Annotated in this window: 19 protein-coding genes and 1 other annotated feature; of the genes, 18 read left to right on the top strand and 1 reads right to left on the bottom strand. The window is 44.1% G+C overall.

What is annotated here, in order from left to right:
• Window positions 1-13: 13 nt before the first annotated feature.
• Window positions 14-257: a binding site (T-box leader), on the top strand.
• 82 nt (window positions 258-339) lie between these two features.
• The 13 genes from WKT17_RS05655 to brnQ all read left to right on the top strand — a co-directional run bounded on the left by WKT17_RS05655 (window position 340) and on the right by brnQ (window position 12,801).
• Window positions 340-1,353, top strand: coding sequence for an ABC transporter substrate-binding protein (locus WKT17_RS05655; protein WP_173750242.1), 1,014 nt, complete (start codon window positions 340-342; stop codon window positions 1,351-1,353).
• A 20-nt stretch (window positions 1,354-1,373) separates the two neighbouring features.
• Complete coding sequence (locus WKT17_RS05650; RefSeq protein WP_291683568.1) at window positions 1,374-2,279, top strand: ABC transporter permease; 906 nt, start codon at window positions 1,374-1,376, stop codon at window positions 2,277-2,279.
• A gap of 4 nt (window positions 2,280-2,283) precedes the next feature.
• Window positions 2,284-3,057, top strand: a complete 774-nt coding sequence (locus WKT17_RS05645) for an ABC transporter ATP-binding protein (protein ID WP_173750244.1) — start codon at window positions 2,284-2,286, stop codon at window positions 3,055-3,057.
• A 77-nt stretch (window positions 3,058-3,134) separates the two neighbouring features.
• Window positions 3,135-5,408 carry an adenosylcobalamin-dependent ribonucleoside-diphosphate reductase gene (locus WKT17_RS05640; RefSeq protein ID WP_291683569.1) on the top strand — a complete coding sequence of 758 codons (2,274 nt, stop codon included), beginning with the start codon at window positions 3,135-3,137 and terminating at the stop codon, window positions 5,406-5,408.
• Between the two features lie 27 nt (window positions 5,409-5,435).
• Window positions 5,436-5,909, top strand: coding sequence for an LURP-one-related/scramblase family protein (locus tag WKT17_RS05635; protein WP_173750246.1), 474 nt, complete (start codon window positions 5,436-5,438; stop codon window positions 5,907-5,909).
• 20 nt (window positions 5,910-5,929) lie between these two features.
• Entirely contained in the window at window positions 5,930-6,166 is a 237-nt protein-coding gene (locus WKT17_RS05630; RefSeq protein ID WP_173750247.1) for a kinase, read from the top strand.
• Between the two features lie 93 nt (window positions 6,167-6,259).
• On the top strand, window positions 6,260-7,021 hold the full coding sequence (locus WKT17_RS05625; RefSeq protein WP_291683570.1) for a MerR family transcriptional regulator: 762 nt from the start codon (window positions 6,260-6,262) through the stop codon (window positions 7,019-7,021).
• Window positions 7,022-7,187: 166 nt separating this feature from the next.
• Entirely contained in the window at window positions 7,188-8,096 is a 909-nt protein-coding gene (gene nadA, locus WKT17_RS05620) for a quinolinate synthase NadA (protein ID WP_291683571.1), read from the top strand.
• A gap of 12 nt (window positions 8,097-8,108) precedes the next feature.
• Entirely contained in the window at window positions 8,109-9,428 is a 1,320-nt protein-coding gene (locus WKT17_RS05615; protein ID WP_173749752.1) for an L-aspartate oxidase, read from the top strand.
• On the top strand, window positions 9,425-10,276 hold the full coding sequence (gene nadC / locus WKT17_RS05610) for a carboxylating nicotinate-nucleotide diphosphorylase (RefSeq protein ID WP_291683572.1): 852 nt from the start codon (window positions 9,425-9,427) through the stop codon (window positions 10,274-10,276). The genes WKT17_RS05615 and nadC overlap by 4 nt, the downstream gene beginning before the upstream one ends.
• Window positions 10,277-10,322: 46 nt before the next feature.
• Complete coding sequence (locus WKT17_RS05605) at window positions 10,323-10,829, top strand: transcription repressor NadR (RefSeq protein ID WP_173749750.1); 507 nt, start codon at window positions 10,323-10,325, stop codon at window positions 10,827-10,829.
• A gap of 20 nt (window positions 10,830-10,849) precedes the next feature.
• Window positions 10,850-11,338 (top strand): GNAT family N-acetyltransferase, encoded by a 489-nt coding sequence (locus WKT17_RS05600; protein ID WP_173749749.1) that lies wholly within the window; start codon window positions 10,850-10,852, stop codon window positions 11,336-11,338.
• A 137-nt stretch (window positions 11,339-11,475) separates the two neighbouring features.
• The gene (gene brnQ, locus WKT17_RS05595) at window positions 11,476-12,801 is read left to right on the top strand and encodes a branched-chain amino acid transport system II carrier protein (protein WP_173749748.1); all 1,326 of its coding nucleotides are present in this window, start codon (window positions 11,476-11,478) and stop codon (window positions 12,799-12,801) included.
• Between the two features lie 5 nt (window positions 12,802-12,806).
• Here the strand turns inward: brnQ and WKT17_RS05590 are convergent, their stop codons facing one another.
• Entirely contained in the window at window positions 12,807-14,249 is a 1,443-nt protein-coding gene (locus WKT17_RS05590; protein WP_291683317.1) for a pyridoxal phosphate-dependent decarboxylase family protein, read from the bottom strand.
• Window positions 14,250-14,451: 202 nt separating this feature from the next.
• Between WKT17_RS05590 and WKT17_RS05585 the strand changes: the two genes are divergently transcribed.
• From WKT17_RS05585 to rpmA, 5 genes are all read left to right on the top strand, one after another.
• Window positions 14,452-15,336 carry a LysR family transcriptional regulator gene (locus WKT17_RS05585; RefSeq protein WP_291683318.1) on the top strand — a complete coding sequence of 295 codons (885 nt, stop codon included), beginning with the start codon at window positions 14,452-14,454 and terminating at the stop codon, window positions 15,334-15,336.
• Between the two features lie 117 nt (window positions 15,337-15,453).
• Window positions 15,454-16,302, top strand: a complete 849-nt coding sequence (locus tag WKT17_RS05580; RefSeq protein ID WP_173749745.1) for a NifB/NifX family molybdenum-iron cluster-binding protein — start codon at window positions 15,454-15,456, stop codon at window positions 16,300-16,302.
• A gap of 202 nt (window positions 16,303-16,504) precedes the next feature.
• Complete coding sequence (rplU, locus tag WKT17_RS05575; protein ID WP_072449352.1) at window positions 16,505-16,810, top strand: 50S ribosomal protein L21; 306 nt, start codon at window positions 16,505-16,507, stop codon at window positions 16,808-16,810.
• Window positions 16,811-16,816: 6 nt separating this feature from the next.
• The gene (locus tag WKT17_RS05570) at window positions 16,817-17,143 is read left to right on the top strand and encodes a ribosomal-processing cysteine protease Prp (protein WP_173749744.1); all 327 of its coding nucleotides are present in this window, start codon (window positions 16,817-16,819) and stop codon (window positions 17,141-17,143) included.
• A 4-nt stretch (window positions 17,144-17,147) separates the two neighbouring features.
• Window positions 17,148-17,438, top strand: coding sequence for a 50S ribosomal protein L27 (rpmA, locus tag WKT17_RS05565; protein ID WP_072449350.1), 291 nt, complete (start codon window positions 17,148-17,150; stop codon window positions 17,436-17,438).

Raw genomic sequence — 17,438 nt, 5'->3', positions numbered from 1 at the left:
AAGACCAACAAAAGCGAAACCGATGAGAAAGAAGAGTAGGTTTGAAAGGAAATCACAGAGAGCGGCAGATGGTGGGATTGCCGTATGGACTTTGAAGCTGAATGGCCTTTCGAGGGCGGCCCGAAATGAAAAAAGTAGGCGTCGTCGGGAACCGAACCCGTTATCAATCAGGAGCATATGTCAGTATGTGAGAAAGTGGACATTTCGTCAAATTGAGTGGTACCGCGATAATAATGTATGTTATTACCGTCTCAAGTTTTTTATGAACTTGAGGCGGTTTTTTTGTCTCACAGAAAATGATGGATGGCTTTTGAGAAAAATGAAAAGGAGACAGGAAAAATGAAGAAAAAAGTATTGGCAATGGTATTGGTTATGGGGATGGCAGCAGGTGTTTTGACAGGTTGCGGCACAGCAAAGGACGTATCCGCAGACAACGGTAAGTATGCTATTGGAATTTCACAGTTTGCAGAGCATGGTTCTCTGGATAACTGCCGGGAAGGCTTTATAGAAGGACTGAAAGAAGAGGGACTGGAGGAAGGAAAAAATCTGGAAATTAAGGTGAGCAATGCAGATGCAGATACAGCAACAGCAGCACAGATAGCAGACAACTTTGTATCCGAAGATATGGATTTGATTTGTGCCATTGCTACTCCAAGTGCACAGGCGGCTTACAATTCTGCGGTAAATACAGAAATTCCGGTGGTGTATACAGCAGTAACAAATCCGGAAGAAGCGGAACTTGCAACAGAAGATAAAATGCCGGTAGGTGCGGTGACGGGAACCAGTGACCAGCTTCCCGTAGAAGCACAGCTGCAGATGATTCGCAAATTGCTGCCAAAAGCAAAAACCATTGGAATCCTGTATACCACCAGCGAAGCCAATTCCGCATACAGTATTAAGCAGTATGAAAAATACGCAGAAGATTACGGATTCACTATTGAAACAGCAGGAGTGACCAATACTTCGGAGGTATCTTTAGCAGCAGCGGGCCTTTTAGAAAAAGTAGATTGTCTGACCAATCTTACAGATAATACCGTAGTAAGCGCACTTCCCACAATTTTAAGTCAGGCAGAGGAAGCTAAAATTCCGGTATTCGGAAGCGAAATTGAACAGGTAAAGCTGGGGTGTCTGGCGGCAGAGGGTCTGGACTATGTCAATCTGGGAAAAGAAACCGGAAAAATGGCAGCGAAAATATTGAAAGGGGAAGCAAAAGCAGAAGAAATGGAATATGAACTTCTCACAGACAGCAGTCTGTACATCAATGAAAAGGCAGCCGAAAATCTCGGCATAGAGATTCCGGAAGACATGAAAAATGAGGCAACAGAAGTCTTTACGGAGATTACGGAAGAGTAACACAGGCAGGAGGAAGAACAATGGATTTCGCATTGAGTATTGTAGAGCAGGGATTGATTTACGGCATCCTGGCTTTGGGTGTATATATTACTTATAAAATTCTGGATTTTCCGGATTTGACTGTGGACGGCAGTTTCCCTCTGGGAGCAGCCGTGACAGCAGTTCTTTTAAAACAGGGAATTAATCCCTGTTTTACTCTGCCTCTTGCCTTTCTGGCGGGAGCAGCGGCGGGTGTCTGCACTGGTTTGATTCATGTGAAATGTAAGGTGAGGGATTTGCTTTCCGGAATCATTATGATGACCGCTCTTTATACCGTAAACCTCATGGTGGCAGGCGCCAATAATGTACCTCTATTTTCAAAATCTACGATTTTTAAAAACAATTTTTTTAAAGGAATTTTCGGTGGTACGGTACCCTCGTATTTCTCTCTGGTTTTGATTCTGGCTGTAGCGGCAGTGAGCAAAATCTGCCTGGATTTGTATCTGCAGACCAGGTCCGGATATCTGTTAAGGGCAGTGGGAGATAATGAACTTCTGGTTACTTCTTTAGCCAAGGATAAGGGGAATGTGAAGATACTGGGACTTGGGATTTCCAATGGGCTTGTGGCTTTAAGCGGCAGTGTATTCTGTCAGCAGCAGGGGGTGTTCGACATTTCTTCCGGCACAGGGGCTATGGTTATCGGACTTGCCAGTGTTATTGTGGGAACCAGCCTCTATAAGCTGTTAACCAGGCTTTTTGGGGGGAAGGGAAGTGACTTTTTCAAGATTACAACCTTTGTTTTTGCAGGCGCGGTTCTTTACAAAGCTTGCACCGGAATTGCGATTAAATACTTTGCGCCAAAGGCCATGAAGATGATTTCCGCAGTCTTTCTTCTGGCAGTTTTGATTTTTGTTCTGGTGTTGGAACGTTCGGAAAAGAAGAGGTGAGAAGATGCTTGAATTAAAGAATATTTACAAATATTACAATCCGGGAACTGTAAATGAAATGTGTTTGTTTGAAGACTTTCAGTTCATGGTTCAGAAGGGAGAATTTGTTTCTGTAGTAGGCAGCAACGGTTCCGGCAAGACTTCCATGCTGAATCTGATATGCGGCAGCATGCAGCCGGACAGAGGAGAAATTCTGATAAACAACAAGCCGGTTACAAAGATAAAAGAGTATAAGAGACTGGCTTCCATTGGGAGGGTTTATCAGAACCCGGCGCTTGGAACTTGTCCGGATATGACAATTCTGGAAAACATGTCTATGGCAGAACACAAAGGGAAAATCTTCGGACTGCAAAGAGGAACTAACAGAAAAAAAATCCCGGAATATCGGGAACAGCTTGCCCAGCTGGGGCTGGGACTGGAGGATAAAATGCAGGTGAAAGTAGGCGCATTGTCCGGTGGTCAGCGGCAGGCCTTGTCCCTTTTGATGTCCGTTATGACTCCGGTGGAATTTCTGATTCTGGACGAACATACAGCAGCGCTAGACCCTAAGACCGCAGACATTATCATGCAGTTGACAGACCGTATTGTGAAAGAGAAAAAGCTGACAGCCATTATGGTCACCCACAATCTGCGGTATGCGGCAGAATACGGGGACCGTCTGGTGATGATGCACCAGGGAAAAGCGGTTATGGATATGAAGGGTGAGAAAAAGCAGAAGGTTCAAATCGATGACATTCTGGGGAAATTTAATGAAATCAGCATCGAATGTGGCAACTAGAAATATGGGCTTGAAACCACCAATATATTGTGCTAACATAATATATGTTAACTAAATATAGTAGTGGAGGGCGAACTATGACAATCGAAGACTGGCTGGGACAGGAAAACCAGCTTGGAATGGATATCTGGACAAAGAAATACTGCAGCGAAGGAGAGGACTTTGAAGCCTGGATTCAGAGAATCAGCGGCGGCAATGAAGAAATCGGCCGGTATATCAAAGAGAAAAAGTTTTTGTTCGGGGGACGGATTTTATCCAACCGGGGGCTGAATAAACAGGGAAGAAAAGTGACCTATTCTAACTGTTATGTGATTGCACCGCCGGAAGATGAAATTGAAAGTATTTTTGAATGTGCTAAGAAACTGGCACGTACTTACAGCTATGGCGGCGGCTGTGGTGTGGATATTTCAAAACTCAGTCCCAGGGGGGCAAAGATTAATAATGCAGCGAAAGAAACCAGCGGAGCCGTGTCCTTTATGGAGTTGTATTCTCTGGTGACAGCGCTCATCGGACAGAATGGAAGACGCGGTGCGTTGATGATTTCCATTGACTGTTCCCATCCGGATGTGGCGGAATTTATTGAATTAAAGACGGATTTGGACAAGGTTACCAAGGCCAATATTTCCATTCGTATTCATGAGGATTTTATGGAAGCCGTGAAAAAGAATGAAGAATATCTTTTGCATTATACCAGAGAAACTACGGGAGAAGTCATTGAAAAACGGGTCAATGCAAGAGAACTTTTCCGCAGAATTACGGAAACAAACTGGGATTATGCAGAACCAGGAGCGCTGTTTTGGGACCGTATTACAGGCTGGAATCTTTTGAGCAATACAAAGGAGTTTTCTTATGCGGGAGTCAATCCCTGTGCAGAAGAACCTCTCCCGGCAGGAGGAAGCTGTCTTTTGGGCAGTGTAAACCTGGCGCAGTTTGTAGAGAATCCTTTTACGGACGAGGCATTTTTTGATTTTGATGGATTTAAACTCTGTGTACAGGCTTCTGTAAAGGCTTTAAACGAAGTGCTGGAAGAGGGGCTTCCCCTTCATCCCCTGCCGGAGCAGAGAGAAAGTGTGGCTCAGTGGAGACAGATAGGACTGGGTATCATGGGACTGGCAGATGCACTGATTAAGCTGGGGCTGACTTATGGAGAAGAGGATGCCGTAAAGATGTGCGACAAGATTGGCTTTGCCATGGCCGATACAGCCATTGCCGCTTCTGCAAAGCTGGCTAAAGAACAGGGAGCGTTTCCGCAATGTAAGGTGGAAGAGATTATGGAAACGCCTTATTTTCTTGCCAATACTACGGAAAAAACAAGAGAGCTGGTACGCAAACATGGCCTTAGAAATTCACAGCTTCTGACGATTGCACCTACGGGAACACTGTCTACCATGCTGGGAATTTCCGGAGGGATTGAACCGGTATATGCAAATTATTATGAGCGGAAAACAGAGTCGCTTCACGGCGCGGATGTATACTATAAAGTGTATACTAAAATTGTGGAAAGCTATATGAAAGAGCATAATCTTACAGATGACAAACAGCTTCCGGATTATTTTGTGACAGCCATGACTCTGGATTATCGTCAGCGTATTGATATGCAGTCCATATGGCAGCGGCACATTGACGCGTCTATTAGTTCTACGGTCAATGTACCGGAAAGCTTTACCGTAGAGGAGACAGAAAGCCTCTATATGTATGCCTTTGAACAGGGATTGAAAGGGATTACTATCTTCCGTGACGGCTGCAAGCGGATTGGTATTCTCAATACAAAAGAAACGAAAACCGTCACAGCCGGAGAAGGCTTAAAGCGTGGAGAGATTATTCTGGTAACGGATGATGTGGTAGGAAAGAAGCGAAAACTGATAACGGGCTGCGGCAGTCTGCATTGCATTGCCCTGTTTGACCCGCATACAGGAGCGCTTTTGGAAACGTATTTGAGCAAGGGTTCTACCGGAGGCTGCAATAACTTTATGGTAGGACTTTCCCGTATGATTTCTATCAGTGCAAGAGGCGGTATTGACATTGAAACGATTGTGGACCAGTTGAATTCCAGCGGTTCTTGTCCGTCTTATACGGCCCGCAGAGTGACCAGGAAGGATACCAGCAAGGGGGCCTGCTGCCCTATGGCTGTGGGGAATGCCCTTATGGATATGTATAGGGAAATGCAGGAAGAATTAAGCCAGAAGGGAGAGAAAAAAGATTCGGGAAAAGTAAAAAAAGCCCCGAAACCAAAGGCAGTTACCAAGCGGGAAGAGACCGATAAAATTTACTGTCCGGAATGTGGAGAGCCGCTTGTTTTTGAAGAGGGATGTAATATCTGCAAAAGCTGCGGCTGGAGCAAATGCCACTGATAATCCCGGACAAAGAAGGAGTAATGCATGAAATTACTGTTTAAACAAAAGATGTTTTCATGGTTGGACAGCTATGATATTTATAATGAGCAGGGTGAGGTTGTCTTTACTGTAAAGGGACAGCTTGACTGGGGACACTGTCTGAAAATATATGACAGCAGCGGCCAATATGCCGGTATGGTGAGAGAAAAAGTGCTGACTTTTCTGCCCAGGTTTGACCTCTATACAGGGGAAGACTTTATGGGGTCTGTGCAGAAGGAATTCACCTTTTTCAGACCGAAATACAACATTGATTTCATGGGATGGCAGATAGAAGGAAATGCCATGGAATGGAACTATGAAATTCAGGACAGAAATGGGATGACCGTAGCGCTGATTGGAAAAGAAATTTTTCATTGGACAGATACTTATGTCATGGATATCGGGCAGCCAGAGGATGCTTTATATGTAGTGATGCTGGTGCTGGCCATTGACGCAGAAAAGTGTTCCAGACAGTCCTGACAGATACCGGGAGGAAAACTATGCGACTAGAAAAACTACAGAATTTACTGAAGGAAAAAGGCTTTCCGTATACTTATACAGAGGAAGACCAATGCGGAAGTGTTGATTTTGAATACAGAGGTGTGGCCTACCATGTGTGGGAGTTTTTTGATGAAGCCTGGGGCGCGGAAACCAATGTGAGAAACATAGGCAAGCACGAAGATTTATTCGGAGAATACGAGGAAGAAATCCTGGAAATTGTCCGTAAATGGAACTGAAATTTTCCTGAAAAATATTTTCAAACTTTCTCTTGACATTGACGCAGCGTCAACGGGTAAGATGACAGTACAGGGAGAAAGGAGAGAAAAAATATGGAGTACAGCATACGTCAGTTGGCAGCTCTTGCAGGAGTTTCCACCCGAACTCTGCGGTACTATGATGAAATTCATCTGTTAAAGCCGGCAAGGGTGAATGAAGCAGGATACCGCTATTACGGAGAAAAAGAGGTTGCGCTTTTGCAGCAGATTCTCTTTTACCGGGAACGGGATTTGGGGCTGGAGGTTATCAGTAAAATTCTGGCACAGCCCAATTTTGACATTGAGAGAGCTCTGTATGAGCATTTAAAGGCTTTGCAGAGGCAGCAGGCGCATATTTCTTCTCTGATTCAAACTGTAGAACTTACCATTGCGGATTTGAAAGGAGAAGGATATATGAGTGATGATATGAAATTCCAGGTATTTAAAGAGAAACTTGTGAAAGAACAGGAAAAAACATACGGCGAAGAGGCCCGGAACAAGTATGGAGATGAAGAAGTAGACGCGTCACAGCAGAAGATTCTGGGACTTTCCAAAGCAGATTATGAAAGATTTCAGGAATTGGAAGAGGAAGTTTTCCGTCAATTAAAGGCAGCTGTAAAAGCAGGTGTTTCCCCGGAAAGTGAAGAGGGAAAACGCATTGTTATGCTGCATAAAAACTGGCTGGGATATACCTGGAAAGAGTATTCGGCCCAAGCGCATAAAGGACTTGCAGCCATATATACGGCGGATTCCAGATTTCAGGAATACTACGACAGAGAGCAAAAAGGATGTGCAGAATTTCTGATAAAAGCGGTGGAATTCTGGGCAGGAAAATAAGAAAAGAGGGGACTGTTATGATGCCATGCAGCCCCCTCTTTTCTTATAACCGGCAGAATAGAATCTTCTGTCTATGTGTTTACAGAAAAACAAACAACTGTCTTGTCATATGTAAAAAGCTGTTGTATAATAACTGTCAAATGCTTTGGCAGGAGGATAAAAGAAGATGAAGTCCATAAAAGAAGAAATAGAACAATTAAAAAAAGAAAAAAATGCTGTGATATTGGCACATTATTATGTACCGGATGAAGTACAGGAGATTGCAGATTACATAGGAGATTCTTACTATTTAAGTAAAAAAGCAAAGGAAACAGAAGCAGAAATCATTGTGTTTGCAGGAGTTTCCTTTATGGGAGAAAGTGCGAAAATTTTGAATCCGTCAAAAACCGTGTTGATGCCGGATGGGGATGCAGACTGCCCCATGGCTCATATGGCGTCCGTGGAAAAAGTGCAGAAAATGAGAACAATTTACCAGGATTTGGCTGTGGTATGCTATATCAATTCCACAGCAGAACTAAAGACGGTTTCGGATGTCTGTGTGACCTCTTCTAATGCTGTAAAGATTGTAAAGGCTCTTCCAAACCGCAATATTTTCTTTATTCCGGATGGAAATCTGGCTGCTTATGTGGCAGAGCAGGTGCCGGAAAAAAACATTATTCCAAACGACGGATACTGTCCGGTACACAGGGAAATCACACCGCAGCTTTTGGAACAGGCAAAGAAAAAATATCCCCAGGCTGAGGTTCTTGTACATCCGGAATGTGTGCAGAAGGTGCTGCAGCAGGCGGATTTTATCGGCAGTACTTCGGAGATTATCAGTCATGCAGAACAGTCTTTTCAGAAGGAATTTATAATCGGTACAGAAGAGGGCGTTTTATATGAATTAAAGAAAAAATGTCCCGATAAAATTTTCCATTGTGTTATGGAAGGACAGTGTTGTTCTGATATGAAGAAGGTTACCTTAGAAAAGGTCAGAGACAGTCTGAAAAACGGAACGTATGAGATACAGTTACCGGAAGTGGTGAGTCAAAAGGCTTTAAAAGCGTTGGATACCATGTTGGAACTGGCAAAGTAAGGGGGAGCACAAATGGAAAAGATTCAGACAGACGCATTGATTGTGGGAACAGGCGCAAGTGGTCTTTTTGCAGCGCTTCATCTTCCTTTGGATATGCAGGTGCTGATGATTACAAAGGATGAAATTAAACACAGCGATTCTTATCTGGCTCAGGGGGGAATCTGCGTGTTGAGAGATGAAAATGACTATGACAGCTTTATGGAAGACACCTTAAAAGCAGGCCATTATGAGAACCGGAGAGAGTCTGTAGACATTATGATTCGCTCTTCCAGAGAGGTGATTGAAGAACTGTTGGAATATGGGGTGGAGTTTGCAACCAAAGACGGAAAACTGGATTATACCAGAGAGGGATGTCATTCAAAAGCCAGGATTCTCTTTCACGAAGATGTTACCGGAAAAGAGATAACGAGCAAACTTTTGCAGGCTGTACAGAAGCGTTCCAATATACGGATTCTGGACCATGTAACCATGCTGGATTTCATTGAAAAAGACAATTGCTGTCTGGGAATTATTGCAAGAACAGAGGAAGGGAAACATCTGGGAATCGAAGCAGGACAAACCATTCTGGCCAGCGGAGGCATTGGAGGTCTGTATCAGCATTCCACCAATTATCCTCATCTTACCGGAGATGCACTTGCCATAGCCATGCGCCATGGAGTAGAATTAGAACATATTGATTATATACAGATACATCCCACTACTTTGTATTCCACCCGCCCGGGCAGACGGTTTCTTATTTCTGAATCTGTGCGGGGAGAAGGGGCAAAACTGTACAATGCCAAAGGAGAACGGTTTGCCAATGAGGTATTGCCAAGAGACTTAATGACTGCAGCTATCCGCAGACAAATGGAAGAAGATGGGAAGCCTTATGTGTGGCTGGATATGACGGTTCTGGGCGAAAAAGTGATTTTGAATCACTTCCCTCATATCTATGAGAGGTGTCTGGAGGAAGGATATGATGTAACAAAAGACTGGATTCCCGTAGTGCCTGCCCAGCATTATTTTATGGGCGGTATTCGTGTGAATTCTGATAGCAAGACCACTATGGACAGGCTGTTTGCCGTAGGGGAAACCAGCTGCAATGGCGTACACGGAGCCAATCGTCTGGCAAGTAATTCTCTGCTGGAAAGCCTGGTGTTTGCCAAAAGAGCCGCCGGGAAAATACAGGAAGAGAGAAGTCAGAAAATATTTTTACAGGAGAGGGATTCTTCTGTATTTGAAGCTTTGTATCAGAAGGCAGAAAGGTGTATCAGCAGCCAGGAAGAAAGTCTGGCGGAGACATATAAGCGGGAAGTATTGTGTGAGATAGAAAGGGAGCGACAGGCAAAATGAATGAAATTACCATGAATTTGAATGCAGACCATTTAATCAGACAGGCTCTGCAGGAGGATATTACAAGCGAAGATATTACTACGAATGCAGTGATGAGAGAAAAGAAAGCGGGAGAGGTGCAGCTAATCTGTAAGCAGGAGGGTGTGATTGCAGGTCTGGCAGTATTTGAACGTGTTTTTCAGCTTCTGGACAGTGATACACAGGTGGAATTTTATGTAAAAGACGGAGACAGAGTGGAAAATAAACAGCTTCTTGGTGTGGTAAAAGGGGATATTCGTGTACTGCTTTCCGCAGAAAGAACAGCCTTGAATTATCTCCAGCGGATGAGCGGAATTGCCACTTATACCAGGCAGATTGCAGACCTTTTGGAAGGAAGCAAAACCAAACTTCTGGATACCAGAAAAACTACACCGAATATGAGAATTTTTGAAAAATATGCGGTAAAAGTGGGAGGAGGATACAATCACAGATATAACCTTTCCGATGGAATTTTACTGAAAGATAATCATATTGCAGCGGCTGGCGGAGTGCGTCAGGCCATTGAAATGGCGAATGAATATGCGCCTTTTGTACGGAAAATTGAAGTGGAAACCGAGACATTGGACATGGTAAAAGAAGCAGTAGATGCAGGTGCAGATATTATTATGCTGGACAATATGACGCCGGAAACTATGAAAGCCGCTATAGAATTCATTGATGGACGTGCAGAAACAGAGTGTTCCGGAAATGTGACGAAAGAGAATATTGACAGGCTGATTTCTATTGGTGTAGACTATATTTCCAGTGGGGCTTTAACCCACTCCTCTCCGATTCTGGATCTTTCCCTGAAAAACCTTCATGAGGTGTAAAAGAGACGGGAAACCGAGTCGGTCTGGGGAAGAAAGGATAGGAAATATGGATGGAGAAACACGCAGAAAAGAAATTTTAAAATATATTTCAGAGAGTAACAAACCGGTGTCAGGAACAAAACTGGCAGAAATTTTTCAAGTGAGCCGACAGGTCATTGTGCAGGATATTGCTCTGTTAAGAGCGGCGGATTGTGAAATTCTTTCTACGAACAGAGGCTATATTTGCAGCAGTCCCCAGAAATGTATGAGGATCATACAGGTGTATCATACAGATGAGCGGATAGAAGAAGAGCTGCATGCAATCGTGGATTGCGGGGGAACAGTGGAAGATGTTTTTGTGCAGCATGAAGTTTACGGAGAACTACGGGCTGTGCTAAACATCAGTTCCAGACGGCAGGTGAAACAGTTTTTGGAAGACATTCGGACGGGAAAATCCAAACCGCTTACGAATATCACTTCCGGGCATCACTGTCATACTATCAGTGCAGACAGTGAAGAAGTTCTGGATATGATAGAAGAAAATCTGAGAAAATTGGGAATTTGTATGGAATAAAAGCAAGGAAAAGGAAAGAGATGGAGTTTTTCATAAGAGAGGCGAGAGCGGAGGAAGCCTCTTTGCTGGCAGAAATAGAAGCTTTGTGTTTTCCGCCGGCAGAGGCAGCTTCTAAAGAGGAAATACAGAAGCGGATGTGTGCTTTTTTAGAGAATTTTTTTGTGGCAGAATCAGATGGGAAAATTGTTGGATTCGTCAACGGAGGAACCACGGACCAGCCAAAGCTGCCGGATGAAATGTACCACGATGTAAGTCTGCATAAGCCCTGGGGAGCTTATCAGACGGTGTTTGGTTTAAATGTATTACCGGAGTACAGATGTCAGGGGATTGCAGGGAGACTGCTGGAGTATCTGGTGGCAGAAAGCAGAAAAAGAGGAAAAAAAGGTGTGATTTTGACTTGCAAAGCGCATTTGACAGGATTCTATGAAAGCCACGAATTCCAGAATTTTGGCATAGCAGAATCGGAGCACGGTGGGGCTGTGTGGTATGATATGAGAAGAGAACTTTGAGAAAATGGGGGAGTGATGACAGATTGCTTCCCTGTTTTTTAATTTTTTATTGTATACAGTCGTGTATAATGGTAAGATAGCAGAGGGATGAAAGAGAAATAAGATATCACTATGAGAAAAGTACAGGAGAGTAATCTATGGAAAAACTAACAATGAGACAGATACTGTCTCTGACGCTGACATTATTTGCCGTATTCTTTGGAGCAGGCAACATGATTTTTCCGCCGGCTATGGGACAGCTTGCGGGAGAAAATTATTTGCAGGCACTTGCCGGTTTTATACTGACAGATGCAGGTATTGCCTTGCTGGGAATGATTGCGGTGGTGTTGGTAGGGAACAAAATTATGGACCTTGGGGATCTTGTGAGCCGGAGGTTTTCTTTGCTTTTATCCGTAATGGTGTATTTGCTGATAGGGCCGCTTTTTGCGCTGCCGCGAACAGGAAGCGTATCGTATGAGCTGGCGGTTCGCCCGTATGTGCCGCAGCAGTATGCGTGGCTGGTCTCTCTGGCGGTGACAGCCGTGTTCTTTTTGCTGACCTATTATCTTAGTGGAAATCCAAGCAAGGTTGTGGATATTATCGGAAAATATATGACGCCAGTACTGATTATAAGCATTGCCCTGCTTTATCTGGTATGCCTGTTTTCAGACAAATCCGGGAATACGGTACAATATGGTGCTGTTCAGAAAGCTGCAGGGGAATACCAGGATATTGCGTTCTTCAAAGGTATGATTGAAGGGTACAATGCCCTGGACGGTCCTGCAGGTCCTGTATTTGCCATTATTATTATCAATGCCGTCACCGGTTTTCAGGTGAAAAAACGGAAAAATGTAGTGAAATATACGATTATTTCCGGAATCGGAGCGGTGCTGATTCTCAGCGGTATTTACTACATGTTGACGTATATCGGTGCCATTACGCATACAACCTTTGAAAACGGAGGAGCGCTTCTGCATGCTGTGGCTAGTGATTTGCTGGGCCCTGTGGGAGGAATCGTGCTGGGTGTTTCCGTTTTTCTGGCCTGCATGACAACTTCTATTGGACTGACCACTTCCTTTGCAGATTATTTTCATGAATTGCTGCCATCAGTGTCCTATCGCAAAATAACGGCAGTGGTGTGTCTGTTCAGCTTTGCAGTCAGCAATGTAGGTTTGTCATATCTGATAGCAGTTTCTCAGCCGGTACTGATGATGATTTATCCGGTATTAATTGTGCTGATTGTACTTTCGTTTGGAAGAAAGTGGATTGGGGATAAGAAAATGGTCTATATACTCAGTATGGCCGCAGCTTTTGTTCTTGCTTTTATCAATGCTATGGACAGTGCAGGCATAAGCCTTGGCATACTGACTGTATGGGGACGAAGCCTTCCTTTTTATCATCTGCACCTGGGCTGGATGCTGCCGGCAGTGTGCGGAGCAGCCGTGGGCTTTCTTCCGGTTTGGAAAAGAAAAAAAAGTATTTAGGAAATTTATTTTTGTAATTGTTTCATTTCTGTATGCAGCTTGCCGGCAAAGGTATCCAGCATATGAACGGTTGTGCGCATATCATCCCGGGTAGTTTCCGGATGGAGCGCACAGATTCGCAGCACTTTTTTGCCGTTTAACACTGTGGTAAAAAGTGCGGCATAACCGCTGGCCAGCATGCGTTCAGAAATGCGTTCATTTAATAGGTCGGTTTCTTCTTCCGTCAAATCTTCGGAAGTATAGTGGAAATTTACCATGGCAAGCTGGGATTTCGATACGATTTCCCAATGGTCCAGTTCCAGAAGCGCTTCTTCGGCCCAGTCAGCCAGTTCAAATCCATGTTCAATGGCGCTGCCAATCAAATCCGTGCCCAATACCTGCAGGGTCAGCCATAATTTCAGGCCGCGGGCAGGGCGGGTCAGTTCCATGCCTATATCCCAGGTATTGATATGCCTCATATCCCCCTCCACATCTTTTAAATATTCCGGATTTACATGAAAACTGTGGAACAGATGTCTCACATCCTTTACCAGAACCATGGCACAGCCATAAGTCTGAAACAGCCATTTGTGGGCGTCCCAACTGATACTGTCGGCCAGCTCCGTGCCCTTTAGCAGGTGTTTATAACGGGGGCTTAACAGGACGGAAGCGCCATAGGCCCCGTCAATGTGAAACCAGAGTTCATACTTGGAACAGATGGCTGCCAGTTCTTCCAGAGGATCGATGCTTCCGGTGTTTGTGGTTCCGGCTGTACCGATAACAACAAAGGGAATCAGTCCGTTTTGGGTGTCTTCCTGAATTTGTTTTTCCAAAACATCTGTGCACATCTGAAAGGTGGAATTGGAAGGGATTTTGCGGATACGGCTGTCCGGAATACCGATAATCCGCAGACCTTTGGCAACAGAGCTGTGGGTCTGGTCCGAGATATAAGCTGTGCCCAGGTGCAGGGTTTCATCATTTAATTTGTGGTCCCGGGCAGCAGTAAGAGCTGTAATGTTTGCCATAGAGCCGCCGCTTACAAAGACACCGCCCGCATTCTGGGTGAAGCCGGCCTGACGGCACAGCCATTGCAGAACTTCCTGTTCAATACAGTTGACCATAGGGGCCAGTTTGCTGCCTCCGGCATGAATATTATAGGCGGAAGTCATAATATCTCCCAGCCAGGAGATGGAGGAAGCCGGACCGGGTACAAAGCCAAAAAACCGTGGATGGTTCGCATCACCCCGGTAACGATACACTTCTTCTGTCATTTCGGTAACGACTTCATCTACGGGACGTCCCTCTTTTGAAATTCCAATCTGCTTGATTTTGTCTGCTTGTCCTTCTTCCGTATACCAGGTGACTTTCTGAGAATGAATATCATGCTTTTCAAGACAGAAATTGTGTACAAATTTTTTTATGGCCTCTTCTAACTGGGTGCTGTTTAAAACATTTTCACTGTTTAGCATGGTTGCTTGTCCTTTCTTTTTCGCCATTTTTTCATATATTTCATATATTTTGTTGGCTTTTTTACTTTTTGAAAATCAACCGTAAATCTTTACGGTAGAATAAGTTTATTGTATACTACAGTTATATATCTGCAAAATTCATATATTTGATAATATATATGAAAAAAATTAATAAAGAGCTGAAGAGTAAGGAAAGAGATACATGGAACTGAGAAATATCAACACTTTTTTGAAGGTGGCAGCAACTCAAAATTTTTCAAAAGCAGCAGAACAACTGGGATATTCCCAATCCGCTGTGACTGTGCAGATACAACAGTTGGAAAAAGAACTGGAAACTCCGCTGTTTGAACGAATCGGAAAGCGGGTTTTTCTAACGGAAAGGGGAATGGAATTTACTTCTTATGCCAATGAAATCATGGGGGCGGCCAACCGGGCCCGGTTTTTTGCAAAGGAAAAGGGGGAACTGGATGGAACCTTACGGATTGGCGGGGTAGAATCCGTCTGTACCGCTATGCTGCCAGATTTCCTGCTGACTTTTCACAGCAGTTATCCCAGAGTGAAAATCACCATAAAATCAGGCACAACAGAAGAACTGATGGAAATGGCGAGGAGCAATGAAATTGATTTTGTCTTTACGCTGGACAGAAAAATATGCAGCGGGGAATGGGTGAAAGTTGTGGAAAGGAAGGAGCACATTTTGTTTGTGACCCTGGCGGAACAGTTACAGGAAAGAAAAGAACAGATACCTATACAGGAATTGGTAAAAAAGCCCTTTTTGCTGACAGAATTGGGAGCCGCTTATCAGTATGAATTGGAACGGCTGCTGTCCGAGCGGGATTTGGAAATTATGCCGATTCTGGAAATCGGCAATACGGAAACCATTATTCATCTGCTGAAAAAGGGTATGGGACTTTCTTTTCTTCCGGCATTTACGGTGAAGGAGGAATTGGAGAAGAAACGATTTTCGGAAGTCCGAACCAATCTTCCGTCGGTGGTGATGTACAGCCAGCTGCTCTATTGCAGGAACAAATGGGTGACACAGGAAATGCAGAAGTTTGCGGAATTGGTGGGAGGGAGGATTGACTAGCTAAAGACTGTAGAATCGGAAACTGAAAAATTATTCACACAAAAAGCTTTCTATATGATAAAATTAATATCATATCCTGCTGGCGGGATTAAAAAAATGAAAGATGAGGATACAGAGATGAAAATAGCAGTAACTTATGATAATGGAGAGGTATTTCAGCACTTTGGAAAGACGGAATATTTTAAAGTATATGAAGTGGAAGACAATAAAGTAGTTTCCAGTGAAGTGATGAGTTCTAATGGTTCCGGACATGGAGCGTTGGCCGGACTTTTAGCAGAACAGTCTGTTGATGTATTGATTTGCGGAGGCATTGGCGGTGGAGCTCAGACGGCTCTTGCTGAGGCGGGAATTGAATTGTGCGCGGGAGCCCAGGGGGATACAGACCAGGCTGTGGAAGCTTACTTGAAAGGGGAATTAGTATCCACAGGAGTAAACTGCAATCATCACCATGAAGAGGGACATAGCTGCGGAGACCACGGAGAGGGACACAGCTGTAGCGGAAACTGCGGTGGACATTGTGGTTCTGCGCCGGTGCTGACAGGCCGTAATGTTGGGAAAGTCTGCCGTACCCATTACAGAGGAACCTTTAATGATGGCACACAGTTTGATTCTTCCTATGACAGAGGGGAACCGTTGGAGTTCACTTGCGGAGTGGGTCAGATGATTAAAGGTTTTGATGCAGCAGTGGCAGATATGGAAGTGGGTCAGATTGCGGAGATTCATTTGATGCCGGAAGAGGCGTATGGAATGCCGGACCCCAATGCGATTTTTACCGTTGAGATTGCACAGCTTCCGGGAGCGGAAGATTTGGAAACGGGACAGCAGGTTTATTTATCCAATCAGCTTGGACAGCCATTTCCTGTTAAGGTGACAGCAAAAGATGAGAGTACAATTACGTTTGATGCCAATCATGAGATGGCGGGAAAAGAACTGAATTTCCGTATTGAACTGGTAGAAGTGAAATGAGAAAATGAAAAAAGCCGGAAAAGGTGTTCGGGCATGTGTTGTAATCCTAAGATATCCTAAGATATTTTGCAGAAAAATTCAAAATATCTATTGACGAATAAAAGGATTTCTGTTAGTATATTAGCGTATGCCGCACAAAGAGGTATAAGTACCGTGTATACGGTCACCATATTTGGCGAGTAATGATAATAGGAGGTGCCATATGTACGCAATTATTGCAACAGGTGGTAAACAGTACAAAGTAGCCGAAGGCGATGTTATCAGAGTAGAAAAGCTTGGAGCAGAAGCTGGTGAAACTGTTACATTTGACCAGGTACTTGCTGTAAGCAACGACGGTTTAAAAGTTGGCGAAGACGTAGCCAATGCAAGTGTAACTGCATCTGTAGTTGAAAACGGTAAAGCGAAAAAGGTTATCGTTTACAAATATAAGAGAAAAACCGGATACCACAAGAAAAACGGTCACAGACAGCAGTTTACTAAAGTTAAAATTGAAAAAATCAATGCTTAATTCATTATGATTAAAGTGACGATTTATCAGAATTCAGAGCAGAAAATCTTAGGTTTTGCCATGCAGGGTCATGCAGGATATGCCGAAAGCGGCAGTGATATTGTGTGTGCAGCTGTATCGGTGCTGGCGCAGAATACAGTGAATTCCATTGAGCAGTTTACAGAGGACAGGTTTACTGTGGATGTAGATGAGCAGATGGGAGGGCTGGATTTCAAAATAGAGCCGGGATATTCCAAAGAAACGGCGTTGCTTCTGAATTCGCTTATCCTTGGTTTACAGGGGATAGAAGAAGAATACATGGAGTATATCGATGTAATATTCGAGGAGGTGTAAAGACATGTTAAAAATGAACCTTCAGTTATTCGCTCATAAAAAAGGTGTTGGTTCTACAAAGAACGGACGTGACTCTGAGTCTAAAAGACTTGGTGCCAAAAGAGCTGACGGACAGTTTGTAAAAGCTGGAAACATCCTCTACAGACAGCGTGGAACAAAAATTCATCCAGGCGTAAATGTAGGCAGAGGCGGAGACGACACATTATTCGCATTAGTTGATGGTGTTGTTCGTTTCGAGAGAAAAGGCAGAGACAAAAAACAGGTTTCTGTAGTTCCAGTGGCTACTGAAGAGTAA

This window comes from Blautia sp. HCN-20427, assembly GCF_037890365.1.
Taxonomy (GTDB): Bacteria; Bacillota; Clostridia; order Lachnospirales; family Lachnospiraceae; genus Blautia.
Note: the sequence above shows the minus strand (reverse complement) of the source record. Positions and strands in the feature narration are given on the sequence as shown.